The sequence below is a fragment of the Bacillus sp. FSL K6-0993 genome (assembly GCF_037977205.1).
Taxonomy (GTDB): Bacteria; Bacillota; Bacilli; order Bacillales; family Bacillaceae; genus Bacillus; species Bacillus subtilis.
The window spans coordinates 3,608,313-3,627,003 of the sequence record NZ_CP150275.1 but is presented as its reverse complement, the minus strand read 5'-3'; the positions used below and the strand labels follow the sequence as shown (position 1 = coordinate 3,627,003).

The 18,691-nt window shown below is 42.4% G+C and carries 14 protein-coding genes and 1 pseudogene; 11 read left to right on the top strand and 4 right to left on the bottom strand.

Features of this window, described 5'->3' with window-relative positions:
- The first annotated feature begins 37 nt into the window (after window positions 1-37).
- The gene (gene flhO, locus MHH79_RS18745; protein ID WP_340034810.1) at window positions 38-850 is read left to right on the top strand and encodes a flagellar hook-basal body complex protein FlhO; all 813 of its coding nucleotides are present in this window, start codon (window positions 38-40) and stop codon (window positions 848-850) included.
- 32 nt (window positions 851-882) lie between these two features.
- On the top strand, window positions 883-1,692 hold the full coding sequence (flhP, locus tag MHH79_RS18740) for a flagellar hook-basal body complex protein FlhP (RefSeq protein WP_047183322.1): 810 nt from the start codon (window positions 883-885) through the stop codon (window positions 1,690-1,692).
- 22 nt (window positions 1,693-1,714) lie between these two features.
- On the opposite strand, the gene rapD is transcribed toward flhP, so the two are convergent.
- Window positions 1,715-2,779 carry an aspartate phosphatase RapD gene (gene rapD / locus MHH79_RS18735; protein WP_063334794.1) on the bottom strand — a complete coding sequence of 355 codons (1,065 nt, stop codon included), beginning with the start codon at window positions 2,777-2,779 and terminating at the stop codon, window positions 1,715-1,717.
- A 191-nt stretch (window positions 2,780-2,970) separates the two neighbouring features.
- Here rapD and fabZ point away from each other — a divergent pair, with 191 nt between their 5' ends.
- Both fabZ and mscL read left to right on the top strand, forming a co-directional pair.
- Window positions 2,971-3,396: a 3-hydroxyacyl-ACP dehydratase FabZ gene (gene fabZ, locus MHH79_RS18730; RefSeq protein WP_003221796.1), complete on the top strand. Its 426-nt coding sequence runs from the start codon at window positions 2,971-2,973 to the stop codon at window positions 3,394-3,396.
- A gap of 72 nt (window positions 3,397-3,468) precedes the next feature.
- On the top strand, window positions 3,469-3,864 hold the full coding sequence (mscL, locus tag MHH79_RS18725) for a large conductance mechanosensitive channel protein MscL (RefSeq protein ID WP_021445844.1): 396 nt from the start codon (window positions 3,469-3,471) through the stop codon (window positions 3,862-3,864).
- A 46-nt stretch (window positions 3,865-3,910) separates the two neighbouring features.
- Here the strand turns inward: mscL and MHH79_RS18720 are convergent, their stop codons facing one another.
- Both MHH79_RS18720 and MHH79_RS18715 read right to left on the bottom strand, forming a co-directional pair.
- On the bottom strand, window positions 3,911-4,882 hold the full coding sequence (locus MHH79_RS18720) for a histidine kinase (RefSeq protein WP_236822454.1): 972 nt from the start codon (window positions 4,880-4,882) through the stop codon (window positions 3,911-3,913).
- 177 nt (window positions 4,883-5,059) lie between these two features.
- Window positions 5,060-6,373 (bottom strand): annotated as a pseudogene (locus MHH79_RS18715) (sensor histidine kinase); the annotation flags it as partial.
- 806 nt (window positions 6,374-7,179) lie between these two features.
- Between MHH79_RS18715 and MHH79_RS18710 the strand changes: the two are divergent.
- The 3 genes from MHH79_RS18710 (at window position 7,180) to MHH79_RS18700 (ending at window position 15,270) form a co-directional block, all read left to right on the top strand.
- Window positions 7,180-8,256, top strand: coding sequence for a response regulator (locus MHH79_RS18710; RefSeq protein WP_047183320.1), 1,077 nt, complete (start codon window positions 7,180-7,182; stop codon window positions 8,254-8,256).
- A gap of 317 nt (window positions 8,257-8,573) precedes the next feature.
- Entirely contained in the window at window positions 8,574-14,534 is a 5,961-nt protein-coding gene (locus tag MHH79_RS18705; RefSeq protein ID WP_340034809.1) for a SpaA isopeptide-forming pilin-related protein, read from the top strand.
- Between the two features lie 97 nt (window positions 14,535-14,631).
- Window positions 14,632-15,270, top strand: a complete 639-nt coding sequence (locus MHH79_RS18700; protein WP_015483797.1) for a class A sortase — start codon at window positions 14,632-14,634, stop codon at window positions 15,268-15,270.
- 139 nt (window positions 15,271-15,409) lie between these two features.
- On the opposite strand, the gene MHH79_RS18695 is transcribed toward MHH79_RS18700, so the two are convergent.
- A complete protein-coding gene (locus MHH79_RS18695; RefSeq protein WP_015251046.1) occupies window positions 15,410-15,820 on the bottom strand; it encodes a YwpF-like family protein in 411 nt (136 codons plus the stop codon).
- A 174-nt stretch (window positions 15,821-15,994) separates the two neighbouring features.
- Between MHH79_RS18695 and ywpG the strand changes: the two genes are divergently transcribed.
- From ywpG to ywpJ, 4 genes are all read left to right on the top strand, one after another.
- Complete coding sequence (gene ywpG, locus MHH79_RS18690) at window positions 15,995-16,378, top strand: DynA interaction protein YwpG (RefSeq protein ID WP_014478204.1); 384 nt, start codon at window positions 15,995-15,997, stop codon at window positions 16,376-16,378.
- Between the two features lie 76 nt (window positions 16,379-16,454).
- Window positions 16,455-16,796: a single-stranded DNA-binding protein SsbB gene (gene ssbB / locus MHH79_RS18685; protein WP_340034808.1), complete on the top strand. Its 342-nt coding sequence runs from the start codon at window positions 16,455-16,457 to the stop codon at window positions 16,794-16,796.
- Between the two features lie 224 nt (window positions 16,797-17,020).
- Window positions 17,021-17,797, top strand: coding sequence for a transcriptional regulator GlcR (glcR, locus tag MHH79_RS18680; protein ID WP_251217759.1), 777 nt, complete (start codon window positions 17,021-17,023; stop codon window positions 17,795-17,797).
- 5 nt (window positions 17,798-17,802) lie between these two features.
- Window positions 17,803-18,660 carry a phosphatase YwpJ gene (ywpJ, locus tag MHH79_RS18675; protein WP_015384856.1) on the top strand — a complete coding sequence of 286 codons (858 nt, stop codon included), beginning with the start codon at window positions 17,803-17,805 and terminating at the stop codon, window positions 18,658-18,660.
- The last annotated feature ends 31 nt before the right edge of the window (window positions 18,661-18,691 follow it).

Here is an 18,691-nt window from a genome sequence, read left to right as displayed (position 1 = left end):
ACAACTGGAAAAAATGCCATTTTTAGAGGTGGGAAATTTGTTAAAAGGATTATATACAGCAACATCCGCAATGATTGCCCAGCAGCGAAGAACGGAAATGCTTTCATATAATATTGCTAACGCAAATACATCAGGATATAAAGCTGATCAAGGCTCTATGCGCGCGTTCCCTGAGATGCTGCTCAGCAGAATAGAATCAAAATCTCCGGCCGGGACATCAAGGACGGAAATAGGTTCCGTGAATACCGGAGTATATATGCAGGAGCTCAAGCCTCTCTTTACACAGGGAAGCCTGAAGTCCACAGACCAGCCTACAGACATTGCATTGATCGAAAATCAAGTTCCGATGAATGCGGAAACCAATGAAAAAGCTGCTCTTTTTTATCCGGTTCAAACAGCGGATGGAATCCGTTATTCAAAAAGCAGCACATTTTCACTAAATGAGAACAATCAGCTGACGATCAACGGACGCCCTATTTTATCGACGGATCGCCAGCCAATCACTGTTGATAATGAGAATTTCACTGTGTCTGAAAACGGTACTGTGACAACGAACGGACGCACAGCCGGCCAGATTGATGTCAGAATGGCGGAAGATGTCCGCAATCTCAAACGGGACGGAAATGATTTGTACAGCACGGCGGACGGTAATGATCTGCCAAGCGCAGCCGGAAACAATCAGGTGTCCTATTCATTAAAACAAGGCGTCTCAGAGCTTTCAAACGTGGATGTGACAAGCGCCTATACAGAAATGACTGAAGCGTACAGATCGTTTGAGGCGAATCAGAAGGTTATTCAGGCTTACGATAAAAGTATGGATAAAGCAGCAAATGAAATTGGGAAAATTTAAGATAACGGAAGAAAAAATGGGGGACATCAACTATGCTCAGGTCAATGCTAACGGCATCAACAACCTTAAACCAGCTGCAGCAGCAGATTGACACAATCAGCAGCAACCTTTCAAACAGCAACACAACCGGCTATAAGGCAAAAGATACGAATTTTTCTGAGCTTGTCAGACAGCAATTCGATCAGGTTGATGAAAAAAACGAGGAAGTGGCAAAAGCCCGAAAAACGCCGCCCGGCTTGCGCCTTGGCGTCGGGGCGATGATGAATTCACGCCTTGTCTCTGATCAAGGGAGCATTCAGAAGACGGATCGCGATCTGGACATCGCATTTACGTCTCCATACCAATATCTTCAGGTAAATGTAAATGGAAACCGCCAGTATACGAGGGACGGGGCGCTGTATGTAACGCCGTCCGCTGCGAATGCCAACCAGCTGCAGCTCGTCACTGGAAATGGGTATCCCGTACTTGATGAGAACGGCAATACAGTGAACATCAACAGCTCAATGAAGAATATCACCATCAATAAGAACGGCACCTTAACCGCATCTGACGGAAACGCGGTTCAGCGGTTTAATCTTGGCGTTGTCCAAGTGAATAACCCTCAAGAGCTGAAATCCGAAGGGAATAACCTTTTCTCTATTGATAATGCGGCAGCTTTTGAAGAGCTGAACGGCGCTAATAGACAAAACATCGGCATGCAGCAGGGCTCACTTGAGATGTCCAATGTCGATATTTCAGAACAAATGACAGATTTGATCACGTCCCAGCGTTCATATCAGCTGAACAGCAGAACGATCACAATGGGAGATCAAATGCTCGGTTTAATCAATTCAGTCAGATAATAAGAAAATGGGCGTTTTTCAATCAGCCGCGCATGATAAAAAAAGCGGCTTTTTCGAAATCGTCCTTTTTTTTGTAGTATTCCGTAATATCTTCTAACAGCACTTCTAAATCCACCCACGCCTCGATATTTTCTAATTCAAGCACATATTCGAGCAGCTGCTCATAGGGGTCTTCGGCTGATGTGTAGAGGGCTTCAAGCGTTTTTAATTTTAAATAAATGGTTTGAATGTCTACCTTTTCAGATAATTCTTTTCCTTTTTGAAGGACGGCTTTAGCTTCTGTGATGTTTCCTGTTTTAAAAAGCGCTCTGACAGACTCGTACACACAATGAAGATATGAGACTGGTGAATTCATTTCAAATTCTTGATTCTTTAATACTTTTCTAAAGTAAAGAAGCGCTTCCTGGTCTTTTTTCTCGGTCGCTTTTAAAAAGCCAAGGTTATAAAAAGCGTGGCATAGCAGGTTTTCGTCATGTAGTTGCTGGGTTTTCTTAATGATTTCTTTGAAAAGCTGTTCAGCTTTTTCATAGCGTTCTTGATCAATATAATTCACGGCGAGCAAAAGCTTACAGGTGATTACCTTTTTGATATAGCCGAATTGGTGCAAATAGATGTGTAATGCTTTTTTGACGTATTGGATGGAAAGCGGCGGTGATTTCATCAAGTAATAGGCGCCGGCGGTTTGATAATATAAATCAGCGGCTTCAAACGTATTTTGAATGGCGGCCAGGTACTGTTCAGCTTTTTTAAAATGATGTACTGCATGTTTCGGAGCTGTTTTTACCATCTCATATAACCCAGAGAAAAAATACAGATAATATTTCAATTCATCATCCATTTTGTCTTCCAGGCCATATAGGTCATCGAACAATGAATCGAGTCCGTTCTGGTTTTCAAAAAGCAGCTGATGGCGGGCCTGAAACAATTGATAACGCATCCAAAGTTTTGTGTTCTTTTTGATCTTCGGAAGGTGCTGATCAATTTTCTCTTTCAGTGTGCAAACGTGATTCATTTTGCGTTTGCTCATTGCGGAATACCACTCGTCTAACATGTTTAGCATTCTTTTTTCAATAAACTTCGAAATCATTTTCCTACCTCTTTGCTATTGGTAAAATCTATAATTATCATATCATAACTTTTGACGGCTCTCATTGACAGTTGGTTACATTTTAGCGCGGTTGAAAAAGAGATTAATTCATAATATACTTTTCAAATGTACAGATTGGATCTTTGATGATTGCTATACATACTAATGCAGATGAAGGAGATGTCAAGACAATGCTTGATACTCAGCAAATTAAAGAAATTATTCCTCACCGTTATCCGTTTTTACTTGTGGATCGGATTACGGAAGTTGAAGAGGGCAAACGGGCAAAAGGCTATAAAAATGTAACCGCTAATGAAGAGTTCTTTAACGGACATTTTCCTCAGTACCCGGTTATGCCCGGCGTATTAATCGTAGAAGCACTCGCTCAAGTCGGAGCTGTTGCGATGTTGATTAAAGAAGAAAACCGCGGCAGACTGGCTTTTTTTGCAGGAATTGATAACTGCCGCTTTAAAAAACAAGTCAAGCCTGGTGACCAGCTTCACCTTGAGGTTGAAATCATTCGTGCCCGCGGCACAATCGGGCGCGGAAAAGGCGTTGCCACAGTTGATGGCGAAGTCGTTTGCGAAGTAGAACTGACTTTTGCCCTCGGAGAATAATTGAAAAAAGGCAGATGGCCAGCGGCACATTTGTCTTTTTTTCTTTACAAATATAGAAAAGCAGGTGATTGTATGTGGAATGAATTTAAAGCCTTTGCCATGCGGGGGAATATCGTAGACCTTGCGATTGGTGTTGTGATAGGCGGCGCTTTCGGAAAGATCGTCACATCTCTAGTAAATGATATCATTATGCCTTTGGTCGGTTTGCTGCTGGGAGGGCTTGACTTTTCAGGCCTGTCGTTTACGTTTGGCGATGCTGTAGTGAAGTATGGCAGCTTTATACAGACGATTGTGAACTTCTTAATTATATCGTTCTCCATTTTTATCGTCATTCGGACTTTGAATGGGTTAAGGCGCAAAAAAGAAGCAGCAGAAGAAGAGGCTGCGGAGGAAGCGGTGGATGCGCAGGAGGAGCTGCTGAAAGAAATCAGAGACCTGCTGAAGCAGCAAGCAAAGTCGCCGGAATAAAAAAGATGCCGTTAGAAACGGCGTCTTTTTTTATCTCAATTTTCGTTTAAGTTCGTTCTATGTCCTTCAGTCCCGCGGGGCTTTCCGTTGTTTCAGCGAGATGAATGAGCATTGAGACAGAGGTGCCTGCATCCGGAGTGCTGCTGATCATCAACTCGCTGCCGCAAAAATGTTTCAGCCGCTGATTGATATTTTTCAATCCGACGCTGCGATCAAAATCCGTTGATAAGAGGTCTTTTTGTTTTTCCGGAGTCATCCCGGCACCGTTATCCTCTACTTTGATGTGATACTCATTTTTGCATTGTTTTTTAGCTGTCAGTTTGATCCATCCTCCGCCTCTTTTCTTGCTGACACCGTGAAGAACGGCATTTTCCACCAAGGGCTGAATCATTAAAGGCGGAAGGATAAAGTCAATATCTTCATCTATATCGAAAAGAACCTCAAGCCGATTACCGAATCGCGTCTTTTCTATAGAAAGATAGGAATTGATAATCGAAAGCTCATGTCTGAAGGAACTGATGGCTGATGTATTTTGAAAGTCAAAACTCATTCTTAAATAGTTGGTAAATTCCTCTGTTACCTCCCGGGCCTTTTCAATATCCAAATGAGTGAGAGAAATAATTGTGTTTAATACATTATAAAGAAAATGAGGCTTGATTTGCGACTGGAGAAATGCCATTTCCATTCTTGTGGCTTGATTTGCTGTATGTTTCATCATGATCAGATTTTGAATACGCGCCATAAATTCAGAGTAATGATAAGGTTTTTGCAAAATGTCATTCGCTCCGGCATGAAAAGCCTTGTATTTGTCATGGCCGATAATGGCAGCTGTAATGATCAGAACCGGAAGATCAACCATGCTGAATCGTTCGCGAATTTTCATACAGACTTCGAAACCAGTCATATCCGGCATCATCAAGTCCAAAATAACCAAATCAAGCTTCGTGCAAGAGATGATTTCTAATGCTTCCTTTCCGTTCTTCGCAGCAATCACATTGTAGGGCACACCTTCAAGCATATCGTTTAAAATTTTTAAACTGTCAATGTTATCATCGACAATCAGAATGGTTGGAGCGTCAATACTCTCAGAGTAATAAGGCGTGCTAAATGAGATATCTGATAGATCTCTCTCGGATTGTAATTCAGGAAGACGTTTCTTTGTTTCAGAGAGTGATTCATTTTGGGCGATCGGGAAGGTGAAATGGAATGCCGAACCTTTTCCTTCTTCTGATTCGACCCAAATATCTCCGTTTTGGAGCTGAACCAGCTGTTTGACAATGCTGAGGCCAAGACCGGCACCATCGTCTTTATTCTTTTCGGCTTGCTGAAAAGACTCAAAGATGGTTTGGCGATCGGCTTCTGAAATGCCGCTTCCTGTATCTGCTACTGTCACTTTGATCATGTTATCGTTCAGTCTTGAAGCAGAAAGTGTGATTTGGCCCTCTGTTGTATATTTGATTGCATTGTCTACTAAATTGGTTAATATTTGGCGGAAGCGGTTTTCATCTGTGAGCACCAAAGGAAGATCGTCTGGGATATGGTTCATGATATTTAAGTTTTTATGTCTCGATAAGAGGTTGTAGAAATTCATTTCCGAACAAACTAAAGTATAAATATCAACAGGAACCGGGTGGATTTGAAGCATGCCTTGCTTTATTTTTTCTAAATCCAGGATGTCATTTACCAGATTGGACAGCCTGTAGCCCATGCGGATGACGAGCTGCATATTTTCTTTCTCTTCTTCTATCGTTCTTTTTCCCTTGCCGGCCAGCAGGGTCTGGCATATATTAATGATGCTGTTCAGCGGTGTTTTAAATTCATGTGATGTTTTGGCAATAAATTCATCCTTTAGCCGGTCAATTCTGAGCAATTTCCACGACAGCACTTCATTTTCACGGAATGCTCCGGCAAATTGCTGCGCCATCAGCAGAACGATCGCCAGCAAAGCGATAACTGTTGGCAATGAATAAATCGAATTAAAAGAAAAGGCTGTTTTGCCGCTGTAAGCTGAAATGGTGGTTAAAATGACAAAAGCACTCATTGATATAGAGGCGATGGTCAGATACAGACTTCCTTCCATTTTGCGGATCGCAGCAATCGTAAAAATATATGTAATATAAACCAAGGTCGAGACGGCTAGCACAGAATGTAAGATGTACGAGGCATGGCCGATAAAACCGACAGTTAAAAAATCTGTGACTAAGACCAGCCCGGAAGAAACGGTGGCTATGCGAATAAAACGCTTTGAAACAATCTCTCTGTAAGCAAAATAGAGATAAAGAAAAACCGCAATGCTGACAAGCACTGTAGAGATGGCCCTCAATGAATTTAGCAATGAAAATGAAATTGACGGATAAAGGAGAAATATAATCCGCTCTTTTCCGATCATCAGAATAATGAACGAAAACAGAAGACACATAACAGAAAAAAACAACAAATGTTTATCTTTTTTTCTTTGCAGAAAAAAGCCCAGAAAATATAATCCGGTAATGAAAAAAGCTGTAATCATGATTGTATCATTAAGAAAGGAAATTTTGTTTTCCCGGACTATTTGCTCCTGGGTGCCAATAGTAATTGGCTTTGCGATTCCCCATCCCGGCGTTTTTCCGAAGTTCGAAAATTGTACGACAAGTTCATTGTCACCCTTGTGAAGCGTAAAAAAGCTCGTATATGGGCGGTTTTGTGCCGCAAAATCAGGTTTATCTGAAGGGCTGCCGCTTTGGCCAATGAATTGTCCATTAAAATAGATGCGATTGGCACTGTAAATAAACGACGTGCTGATCCCAAAAACCTGATTGTTTTGCTTTGATCTGATGGTCAGCTTGTACGTTCCGTAATCCACATTGATACCCTGCTTGGCTAGCTTCACATTGCTGGGGACATCAACGAAGAGAGAATCTTTTCCTTTTGCTGAAGCAATCTCTTTTGGTGACAGAATCTGATTTGGATACAATGTCCATTTTCCGTTCAGCTGTACATTCCCATCCTTCTGAAAATCCCAATTCTCCAAGTTCATGACCCCATGCCTTGCCGCAGGAAGCGTTGATCCGGAAAAATGGTCAATGGCTATGAAGCCCATAAAGAATGCAGCATAACCGAAAATAATCGAAGTGAAGATCAATTTCTCTTTCATATCATGGCTCCTTTATTCAAATAGGATCATTCTAAATTCCTACTTTTTTATAAATATTGTAAGTGTAAAATTTCAAAAACTACAATAGAAAGAAAAAGAATCCAGATAAAGGGGTTATTTGTCATGATATAATAGAAGTTATTTACTGATATCTCGATTTTACATATAGGGTGGGATGTTTTGTGAAAGCGTTAATTGTTGATGATGAGCACTTGGCATTGCTTCATTTTAAGAAAATGCTTGAACGAACAAACGCCTTTCAATCTATTATGGCGTATCAAGATCCGGTTGAGGCCTTAGAGCATCCTGAGACTCCTGCTGTAGATGCGGTGTTTCTTGATATTGAAATGCCGGGGGTAAACGGCATTGAGCTTGCTGAGGCGATTCAATCGATGAATGAAAACATCCAAGTCGTTTTCATCACGGCTTATAATGAGTTTGCTATCAAAGCGTTTGAGCTGAATGCCATTGATTATTTGCTGAAGCCTGTCATATACAAGCGGCTTGAGACAACTGTTGAACGAATCAAAACGAATAATATGCTCAGACAAAATGCAGAAAATACCGAGGCGCATTTTTCCATCCAATGTTTTGGGAGCTTGCAGTTTCATCAAACCTTAAAGGATGTCAAAACAAGCATTCCAGTCAAGTGGAGAACGTCGAAAGCACGTGAAATATACTTATTTTTGCTTCACAATCAAGGCCATGTGGTCAGTAAAGACATGCTAATCGATCTTTTTTGGCCTCATTACGATGTTTCAAAAGCAAGCACCCAACTTTACTCAACCATTTATCAAATACGAAAATTATTCAGCCAGATCCCTTTCAGCCAAACTATCGAGAAGACTGATACTGGATATATTCTTCGGCTTTCAGGCGCAAAAATCGATGTTGTCGAATGGGAAAAATCACTAAAAGGGGCGCCGCCGCTCAATACGGCTACATTACTTCTGCACATGGATATTTTCATGTCCTATCAAAATCATTACCTAATGGAGCACGGTTATCTTTGGGCAGAACCGGAAAAGACGCGTCTTTCCCAGCTTTGGCTTGGAAAGGCCTATGAACTGATCGATTATCATATTCATGAAATGAACGATCATCAAGCGATGGACATTTGCCTGCAAGCGGAGAAAATTGAGCCTTGCGATCATAAAATTATGCAATACAAGCTGCAGCTATTCAACAAAAACGGGAAGGTAGAAGAGGCGATAAAAGAATATCAGCGTTATAAACAAATGAAGGATCAAATTAATTAAAGAACTCCAAACCAGTATGTGTCGATTGCCTTTCGATGCACACTGGTTTTTTTGTGCACTTAAAGGGAAGGCCCTCGCCATATGTCTCCTGGGTGAAACTTCAACTCTCTCCAATTCACTTCAATCATACATGATTTCTGAGTTGTACAGAAATTGTATAGTTCCATTTCATACAATGTAGTTTGGTTCGGATGGCAAATCTTAGTTTTGAAACTCATTCGGTATTAGCAGTTCTTTTTGGGGGATGAGACATGATGTTATGGTCTCGCGGATCAATCGGCAAGTGAAAGATAGATAAGAAAGGGAGGAATGAAAAGTTGAGAACGAGGAGTTTTCCCTTAGGGCTGAAAAAAAGCGGGCGGATCGTTATGATCATAAGCCTTGCCATCTTTTTCTTCTTCAGCCAGATCGCCAGCTATACTCTTACAGCACAGGCTGTGGACGTAACGTCAAGTGACAGCCAATTCTTCGATTCGGTAACAGTTAAGGACGCCAAGGGCCAGATTGTTGACGGATCAAAAGGAAACAAACCGGCACTAACACCGGGGGACGAAGTGAAACTGACATATGAATGGTCATTGAAAAAAGACAAAAAAGCAGATAGCGAACAGGATATCAATGTGGAGATACCTAAAAGTTTTACATTTGATAAAGGTGCAGAAGGTGAGATCAAATCTGCTGATCAGGTCATCGGCAGCTATCAAGTGCCGGCGGGCAGCAGCACCATGAAGGTAAAATTAACAACTGCATCTGCGGATTCTCCTGATGCCAAGGGGACCATTACATTGTCAGCTAAATTTACTGCAGATGTAAAAGACGATGAACATACAGCAACAGCCCTTTTTCAGCTAGGGGGAGGCAAAACCCAGCAGGTGATCATCCCTGTTAAGAAAGAGGAGACACCAGATGCCGAGGCGGAAGATCCAAAAAATGACTCTTCTGATACTGCGGGTGATCAGGAAGGGACAGATGACAAACCTGCACCTTCAGTCAGCAAGGATCAAAAAGAGGAAGAACAGCAACCGTCAGACTCTAAGAGCGGCGAATCCTCTAAGAGTGATGATTCAAAAAAAGTGTCATCCTCAAGTCAATCAGCTTTCAAAAGCTTGCAAACTGAAGAAAAACAAATCACGCAAAACATTTTAACCGGCGTGACATTGACGGACGAAAACGGAAAGCCATATGACAAGGGCAATCGCGCCAATACGAATTCTCCGGTGAAAATTTCAATTGATTGGGCTATTCCTGACGATTTAGGAAAAACGATCAATGCCGGCGATAAATATGAATTTGATTTGCCTAAAGAATTTATTATGCATAATGACATTGTGAACCTGCCGTTAGGCGCCGGAGACACCACCTACGGGACATTTTCTATTAATACGAACGGACATGTGGTGATGACATTTAACGGCGAGGTAAAAGACAGTTCTAATGTCAAAGGCACATTGGTTATCAATACGCAGTTCAACGAGAAAAAAATAACGGGTTCGACAACACAAAAGATTCCATTCCCTGTAAATTCCGATACTCCTGAAACAACAGTTTATTTTAAACCCAATGTGAGTAAAACCATTGATAAATCAGGTGTGCTGGATAAAGGCATCAACCCTGGTAAAGTAACATGGACGGTCGATGTCAATAAAAAGTTGGATCAAGTCAAAAATGCCAAACTCACGGAAAGCCTTCCAGATGGCGTAATCTACCGTTCAGTTAAAGTGTATGAACTCAATGTGAACATTGATGGTTCTGTCAGCAGAGGAAATGAAGTTTCTTCCGGCTACAGTGTTGATTCAAAAGGAAATGTCACATTTGACGGGACAATTGATTCAGCCTACCGCCTTGTATACGAAACCGACATTGACAATAGTGCGAAGCCGAGTGAAGGCGGAAATATAACGCTGACGAATAAGGCGGCATTCAGCGGAGACAACCTGGAACCCATTTCTGCAGAAGCCACTGTTGCAGCCAAGTATGGAAAAATGATCGCGAAATCATCGACCGGCTATGATGGAGAATCTCAAACATTCAGCTGGGCTCTTGCATACAACTACGGTGAGAAACAGATCGACCAATCCAAGGCCAGTATTAAAGATTCTTTTGGAACTGGTGATTTGCATCTTGTGAAAGATTCTTTGAAGGTTATTCCTATTACCTTTGGTCAGAATGGCAGTGAGCAAGCGGGCACGCCTTTAAAGGAAGGCGAGGACTACACGCTCATCGATAATGGAAGCGGATTTGAAGTCAAATTTAATAAAAACGTAACGAGCGCTTACAAAATCATATATCAAACAAAGGTCAACAGCGGAGTGATCATTGATAAATCTACAACATACACCAATAGCGTTGTGACCGGAACAGGGGATTCGAAAGAGGCTTCTGGAATAGCCATTCAGCAGAATCTCATCAAAGGATATTCAAACGTTGATTATGAGAAGAAGACGGTTGATTGGACGATTACAGTTAATAAAAATAAATACTTGATGAACAATTGGACTTTAGATGACCAATTTGAAAGCGGCGGAATGGTTCTGCTTGATGAATCGTTCAAGCTTCAAGACACAACGAACAACAAAACATTACAGAAAGACAAAGACTACACGTTAACAAAAAAACCTGATCATAAAGGCTTTACTTTGGCATTGATCGGAGATTATGCAAAAACAGACAGTCAATTTAAGATCACTTATACGACAACATTCAATGCCGATTATTCTAACGAAAGCGTTAAGAATACAGCTCAGTCGACATGGACTGATCAAAACGGCACTGAGCGCACGAATAAGGTATCAAGCGGTTTTACGCCGAATCATCAGACTTCAAATAATGGTTTCAAAAACGGCTCATACAACGCGGTTTCAAAGGAAATCACGTGGAAAATCGGTGTCAACTATAACGGCGAGCCGACGAAAAACCCTTATATCAAAGATGCCATAACAGATCCTCAGCAATTTGTGCCAGGTTCCGTTGTCGTTAAGAGTTATACGATCAATAAAAACGGCTCGATCACAGAAGGAGACGCGCTTGATCCTTCCAAGTATGATGTCGAAGAGCCTTCTGCGAAAAATGAACGCACGCTGACGGTACACCTTAAAACAGGCGATTCTGTACCATATCTGATTGAGTTTAAGACATCATTCAAAGGACAGGTCATTGATCAGAATCAGTATACAAACAAGGCAACATACTATAATGACGGTTATGCAGACCGCACGTTGACAGGCTCTGTTTCAGTTACGAACGGAGGAAGCCTGGTTTTTAAAGGCGGCAAACAAAATGGAAGCTACATCGATTGGAACATCAATGTCAACTCCAGCCAATCAACGCTGGATGACGTAAAAGTTACTGATACGCCGGATGAAAATCAAATACTAGATGCAGATTCTTTTAAAGTATATCAAGCAAAGTATGATGAAAACGGAGTGGTCAAAGACAGCAGCGGAAATCTGACCGCGGGCGATCTCGAGCTTCAAAAAGACAAAGATTACACGTTAGACATCAAAACGGACAATACAACAGGTGAACAATCGTTTGTCCTGAGATTCATAGGCAGCTATAAGCAAATTGACCGCGCCTATGTAATCAAATACCGGTCTCTGATTAACATAGCCGGCACGAGCGGCCATGTTAAAAATAAGGTGTCCATTTCAGGAACAAATGTGAAGGAGCAGACTCAAGAAAACAGCAGCTCGATCTTTGTTGCCATTTCAAGCGGCGACGGTTCCGGATCCGGAGAAAAAGGAAGCCTGACGATTTTTAAGACTGGAGTGGACGATAAAGCTCTTGACGGAGCAGAATTCCAGTTATGGTCTGAGGACTCCAAACAGCTCCTCCGCACTGGTACGACGGATGCCAGCGGGAAGCTTACATTCGGAAATATTCGCTACGGTTCCTATGTATTAAAAGAAGTAAAAGCGCCTGACGGATATACCATCAGTGATGCTTATGCAAAAGGAGTCTCTGTAAAGATAGACAGCAACTCCTCCAAGCCAGGAGCGCTGTACAAAGTCGTAAATCAACAGAACAAGGTGACGCTTATCAAACAAGACGAACAAAACAATCCTTTGGCGGGTGCTGTTTTCAAGCTGGAGAAAAAGTCAAATGACGGCACCTATACTCTCATACGAACAGATATAAAATCTGATAAAGACGGAAAAGTAGAAATGAACGGTTTGCCGGCGGGCTACTATCGCTTGACAGAAACACAAGCTCCTGAAGGCTTTATCGTAAATACAAAAGCGATTCACTTCTCAATCGCAAAGAATGAAAAGAATCAAGTGTCTGACGTCAATTTGGGGGCAATGACCAATTATCAAGGAAAAGTCTCTCTGACGAAGGAAAATGCTGAAGGCCAGAAACTTGAAGGCGCAGTATTCAACATTGTCGATCAAGATGGAAAGATCGTTCAAGAGAAGCTGACTTCAGATAAAGACGGAAAAATTGAGGCTTCGGGCCTTGCACCGGGCCATTACGCCTTTGTGGAAACAAAGGCGCCAGCCGGCTATGTGCTGAATACAAAGAAAAAAGAATTTACCATCTCAGAATCAGCAGCAGGAAAGCCTGAAGCCGCAGATGCCGGAATCGCCGTTAACGATAAAGGCTCTGTTGAGCTGACGAAGGAAGATGCAGATGGCCAGAAGCTTGAAGGAGCCGTCTTTAAGATTATCGACAAGGAAGGTAATACGGTTCAAGAAGGACTGACCTCAGATAAAAACGGGAAAGTCACAGCTTCAGGCCTTGCACCGGGACAATACGCTTTTGTGGAAACAAAAGCGCCAGCCGGTTATGTGCTGAACACTGAGAAAATAGAGTTTGAGATTTCTGATTCCTCTGAAGGAAAGCCTGAAGCTACAGATGCCGGGATCGCCATTAATCATAAAGGCTCTGTTGAGTTGACGAAGGAAAATGCTGAAGGGCAGAAGCTTGAAGGTGCAGTATTCAACATTGTCGACGAGGAAGGAAATACGGTTCAAGAAGAGCTGACTTCCGATAAAGATGGAAAAGTAAAGGCTTCGGGCCTTGCGCCGGGACGTTACGCCTTTGTTGAAACGAAAGCGCCAGCCGGTTATGTGCTAAACACGGAGAAAAAAGAGTTTACCATTTCTGAATCAGCAGCAGGAAAGCCAAAATCCGCGGATGCCGGGATCGTCGTGAACTATCAAGGATCGGTTCAGCTGACGAAGGAAGATCAGGATGGAAAAGGCTTAGCAGGCGCGGTATTCAAAATAACGGACAGCAATGGGAAAACAGTGAGAGACGATCTAGTCTCAAAAGAAGGCGGCAAAATTGAAGTTGACGGGTTAGCGCCGGGAAGCTATCAATTTATCGAAAAACAGGCGCCAGCCGGATATCTATTATCCGCCATCCCTGTGCCATTCACCATTAAGGCAGAAAACGGCGGCAAACCTAAACAAGTTGAAGTAACAGCGGTTAATACGAAGAACCGGGTTGTCCTCACAAAAGTGGATCAGCATGATCAACATAAAGTTCTGCAAGGCGCAGAGTTCAATTTGACAGACGCCAACGGCAAAGTGCTGAAGTCCGGTTTGGTTACCGATGACAAAGGACAAATCACAGTGCATGGCCTCAAAGCTGGCGATTATCAGTTTGTCGAAACAAAAGCGCCTAAGGATTATGAGTTGGACCAAACTCCTATATCGTTCAAGATCACAAATACAGACACGAAACCAGTCGAAATCACTGCGGAAAACATATTGGCACCAGGTGACGTAAATGTGAAAAAAGTGGATCAAGACGATAAAAATACCGTTTTGGAGGGCGCTGAATTCAAGTTATTGGACGAAAGCGGCAAGCCTGTAAAAACTGACGGGTATGGAAAAGAGCTTTCTAAACTCTGGAAAACAGATCAAAATGGGCAGTTCACTGTAAAAGGCCTTGTGCCGGGAAGCTACCAGTTGATTGAAACGAAGGCACCCGAAGGTTACCAACTTGACGAAACACCGATTGAATTCACAATTGAAAAAGGACAGTCAAAAGCTGTTGAGATCGTTGTTTCTAATCAAAAAGTGAAAACACCAACGCCTGATAAGCATGATCATCCTGATAAACCTGCACCGGGTGGAAATGGAAAAGACGATGGAGATCATCCGAATACCAATGGTACAAATGGCAGCTCGGATGGTCAGTCGAACACAGACAAAACCCTCCCAAAAACCGGAGATACAGACAGCATGCTGACAGCAATGATCGGTATCCTGCTCCTTATGGCAGGCGGAGGCTTAGCTGTTGCCTCAAGAAAGAAACAAAGAAAAGGATAAAGTTGAAGGCACCTGATCATCGAAGAATCGATCAGGTGCTTTTTTGAAAAGTGACACGAAGCGTTTTTAGAAGGATGCATAAGAAAGGGTTTTTTGCATGTACAAGAAAATGATCATTACGGTGTTCATCCTTTTCGGACTGCTGCTGCTCTCTTCTCCTTATATCAAAGGTGGAATTATAGCTTATCTTAGCAAAAGCCAGAGTGAATCGGCCTTAACTGTGGAGCAGCTGAAAAAAAATAATGAGAGAGAAGCGGAATTTGAATTTGATTCAATCGAGCCGCCTGAGTTAATGGATGCTGTAAAGGCCGGCTTTGATCACGATCAAAAAGCGGTTATCGGTCGGATAACAATTAAAAGTGTCGATCTGGAGCTTCCGATCGTAAAAGGCACAACCAATGAAAATCTTTTAATAGGGGCGGCAACAATGCGCCCGGATCAAAAAATGGGCGAGGGAAATTATCCGTTGGCGGGCCATCATTTGAAGCAAAAGAGTCTTCTGTTCGGACCTCTGGAAAACATAAAAACAGGTGCCCAAATTGTCATCACGGATTTTAAAAAGGATTATATCTATTCTGTAACATCTAAAGACATCATATCGGAAATGGATGCAGATGTAATTGAGGAGACAAACAAAAAAGAGATTACGTTAATCACCTGTGACAAGGCTGTCAAAACTGAAGGGCGCCTTGTTGTGAAAGGGGAATTGGTTGATTCTTTTGGCCATACAAATTAAATATGCAAGAGTGAAAGCACGAAGAGAAAAGCTGCCGTTCAAAACGGCAGCTTTTTTCATGCAGAACATATCTATTCAAAATGTCTATTGTGATGTTCTTCGGTTCTGTGTCTGTTTTGGGGAACATGCCCCCTCATACTTATAATTTTTGCTTAAATGCCTCAATGAGTTTTGTTCCTGTATAGCCCTCTTTTACAAGGGACTCGAGAATGGTTTCAGTGCCCTGCTGTTTTCTTGTGACCATTTGTCCGTAGAGTAAAACCTGGATGCTTTCTTCCAGCTTGACGATATTTTTCACTGCTGCTGTCAGCTGGGCGGGGCGATTGCTTTTTTTCGTGATCGTTACAAATACTTTGGCTTCAGATTGGCTGTTTTGAAGCTGTTCAAAAAAAGACATATGTTCTTTCTGTACAAGCGCCTCAATCAGCCAGTGATTTTCACCGTCTTCTTTATTTATAATCAGTCCGTCAATAAGGGGAAACTGTTCAATTGATTGTTCTTCCTTGTCCACTCGTTCCACATTCAGGTCAACCAGTTTAAAGGTTTTCATTTCTTCTCACCCCGATTACTTCCAAAGTTTTCTTGCCTTCCATTATAACATAAACGTTTTCGAGGAAAAAATCCTGCAATGCTGGGGCTAAAGAATTTTGTATGAGCGAAACATTTAATAATTTCTATTTTTTCATTATACTGTAACTGACTATGGATTACGGAGAGATGTGGTATGAATCAATTTCGTTTAAAAGAAATTTATATTGACGGCGCTCCTTCTGAAAGCCATTTGATTCAAAAGGAAGTAACATACATGTTAAGCCGTAAAGAAGTGTTTGAGGTTCATCTAAACAAAAAAGGAAGAATAAGTTTTTTATACGAAACACAAGATGGCATGGAGCAGTATAAAATCAAGCTGTCAATGCCGGAAAAAAAATTGAGCTTTCAGTGGTTTGCGTGGGATGGCTCTTCCTATGTGCGCATGAATACGCAAAACTGGCTGACAAAGCAAATCTTTTTCCGTTTTTTAAAAAGTACATATTTCTTCAAAGGAAAAAAGCAAAAGATGTTTTTAGCTGAAGGAAAAATGAAAACGAAAGATAAAAACAGAGGCTGAAAGCCATTTTTATGCGTTTTTCTTTTCTTGTTGCATCATTTACAATACATACAACCGCAAGGAGAGGAGGAATCGCATGTTCAATCAGGTCATGCTTGTCGGACGTCTTACAAAAGATCCTGATCTTCGCTACACTTCCGCCGGTGCGGCAGTTGCACATGTTACGCTCGCGGTGAACCGCAGCTTCAAGAATGCTTCAGGTGAAATTGAAGCTGATTACGTCAATTGCAGACTTTGGAGAAAAACAGCTGAAAACACGGCGTTGTATTGCCAAAAAGGTTCTCTCATCGGCGTAAGCGGACGGATTCAGACAAGAAGCTATGAAAACGCGGAAGGCGTTAACGTGTATGTAACAGAAGTGTTGGCTGACACTGTTCGTTTTATGGACCCTAAACCCCGGGAAAAAGCTGCCGATTGACACCCCCTGCTCCTCCCGTTTTCTATCCATTCACTATTATCCGGATCTCCGCATCATCCCCTCAAAATTGACCAGTCGACCAGACTGGTTCTTTCTTTTTGTCCACTTAGGAAAAATTGGTTCTCTCGACGCATTTTTACTTAAAATCACTTATTAATGTTGAATAAATTTAGATAAAAACTTATAATTGCTTATAAATGATTGCTGAGAAAAGGAATGAGGGCGTGTACCAAGAAGAAAGATTAGTAGCGATTTTGGATTTTTTAAAACAGCATAACCGAATTACAACGGAGCAGATCTGTACGCTCCTGCAAGTGTCAAGGGATACAGCGCGACGAGATCTTGTGAAACTTGAGGAACAGAATGCCATCATCCGCACAAGAGGCGGCGCCATTTTGCCGACTGCGCATCAGAAAATTCAAAGCTATTCCGGCCGCCTGAAAACAGTGTCTGAGGAAAAAAATAAGATCGGCAGGCTTGCAGCATCGCTTATTCATGATGGTGACCGGGTGATTTTAGACGCCTCTACAACTGTTCAGGCATGTGCAAAGCATTTGAATGCGGTTGATTGTACGGTAATCACCAATTCGATTAATCTTGCGGATGTGCTGTCCGATAAAGAGGGAATTGAAATTTATCTGCTGGGAGGCAAGCTGGAAAAGGAGCACCGCTTTCTGTACGGGTCCTCTGTGATTGAAAAACTCTCAAGCTACCATGTTGATAAAGCGCTGATTGGTGTGGTCGGTATTTCCGAACATGGCATTACAATTGCGCATGAAGAGGATGGCATGGTGAAGCGGAAAATGATACAGCAGGCAAAGCAGGTCATCGCGCTTGCAGACCATTCGAAGCTGGGCAGCACCAGTTTTTATCAGTATGCGGAACTGAATGAAATCGACCTCTTGATTACAGACAGGCTGCCGAATCAGGCATTTTGTGACTTGCTTGACCGAAACGGCGTTGAGCTTCTCGTGACAGAGCAGGATGAAGGAAAGGACTGACAAACGTGAAATTAATTGCGATTGACTTAGATGGAACCTTACTCAACAGCAAGCATCAGGTAAGCTTGGAAAATGAAAACGCACTGCGGCAGGCGCAGCGGGATGGCATTGAAGTGGTGGTGTCAACTGGGCGCGCTCATTTTGACGTCAAGTCAATTTTTGAACCGCTGGGGATCAAAACATGGGTCATCAGTGCAAACGGCGCCGTCATTCACGATCCCGACGGCAGGCTTTATCATCACGAAACGATTGATAAGAAACGGGCGTATGATATTCTCTCATGGCTTGAGTCGGAAAACTATTATTATGAGGTATTCACAGGTTCAGCGATTTATACTCCGCAAAACGGCAGAGAACTTCTTGATGTTGAGCTGGACAGATTCAGAAGCGCAAATCCGGAAGCGGATCTTTCTGTCCTTAAGCAGGCGGCCGAGGTGCAATACAGCCAATCGGGCTTTGCTTACATTAACTCCTTTCAAGAGCTGTTTGAAGCCGATCAGCCAATCGATTTTTATAATATTCTCGGCTTTTCTTTCTTTAAAGAAAAGCTTGAGGCAGGCTGGAAAAGATATGAGCATGCCGAAGATTTGACGCTTGTCAGTTCGGCTGAGCACAACTTTGAGCTTTCTTCCCGCAAAGCTTCCAAGGGGCAGGCGCTGAAGAGGCTTGCAAAACAGCTGAATATTCCGCTCGAGGAAACCGCTGCTGTAGGTGATAGTTTAAATGACAAATCGATGCTGGAGGCTGCGGGAAAAGGTGTAGCGATGGGCAATGCCCGGGAAGACATCAAATCGATAGCCGATGCTGTCACCTTAACCAATGACGAACATGGTGTCGCACATATGATGAAACATTTGTTGTAAGTATATGTGCTGCCACAAAAGCGCATCCTGT

What these genes read in the sequence shown, in the direction of transcription:
- flhP (WP_047183322.1), top strand. Translation starts at nt 883, where the DNA reads ATGCTCAGGTCAATGCTAACGGCATCAACAACCTTAAACCAGCTGCAG.
- rapD (WP_063334794.1), bottom strand. Translation starts at nt 2,779, where the DNA reads ATGATTTCGAAGTTTATTGAAAAAAGAATGCTAAACATGTTAGACGAG.
- fabZ (WP_003221796.1), top strand. Translation starts at nt 2,971, where the DNA reads ATGCTTGATACTCAGCAAATTAAAGAAATTATTCCTCACCGTTATCCG.
- mscL (WP_021445844.1), top strand. Translation starts at nt 3,469, where the DNA reads ATGTGGAATGAATTTAAAGCCTTTGCCATGCGGGGGAATATCGTAGAC.
- MHH79_RS18720 (WP_236822454.1), bottom strand. Translation starts at nt 4,882, where the DNA reads ATGCTTGAAGGTGTGCCCTACAATGTGATTGCTGCGAAGAACGGAAAG.
- MHH79_RS18700 (WP_015483797.1), top strand. Translation starts at nt 14,632, where the DNA reads ATGTACAAGAAAATGATCATTACGGTGTTCATCCTTTTCGGACTGCTG.
- MHH79_RS18695 (WP_015251046.1), bottom strand. Translation starts at nt 15,820, where the DNA reads ATGAAAACCTTTAAACTGGTTGACCTGAATGTGGAACGAGTGGACAAG.
- ywpG (WP_014478204.1), top strand. Translation starts at nt 15,995, where the DNA reads ATGAATCAATTTCGTTTAAAAGAAATTTATATTGACGGCGCTCCTTCT.
- ssbB (WP_340034808.1), top strand. Translation starts at nt 16,455, where the DNA reads ATGTTCAATCAGGTCATGCTTGTCGGACGTCTTACAAAAGATCCTGAT.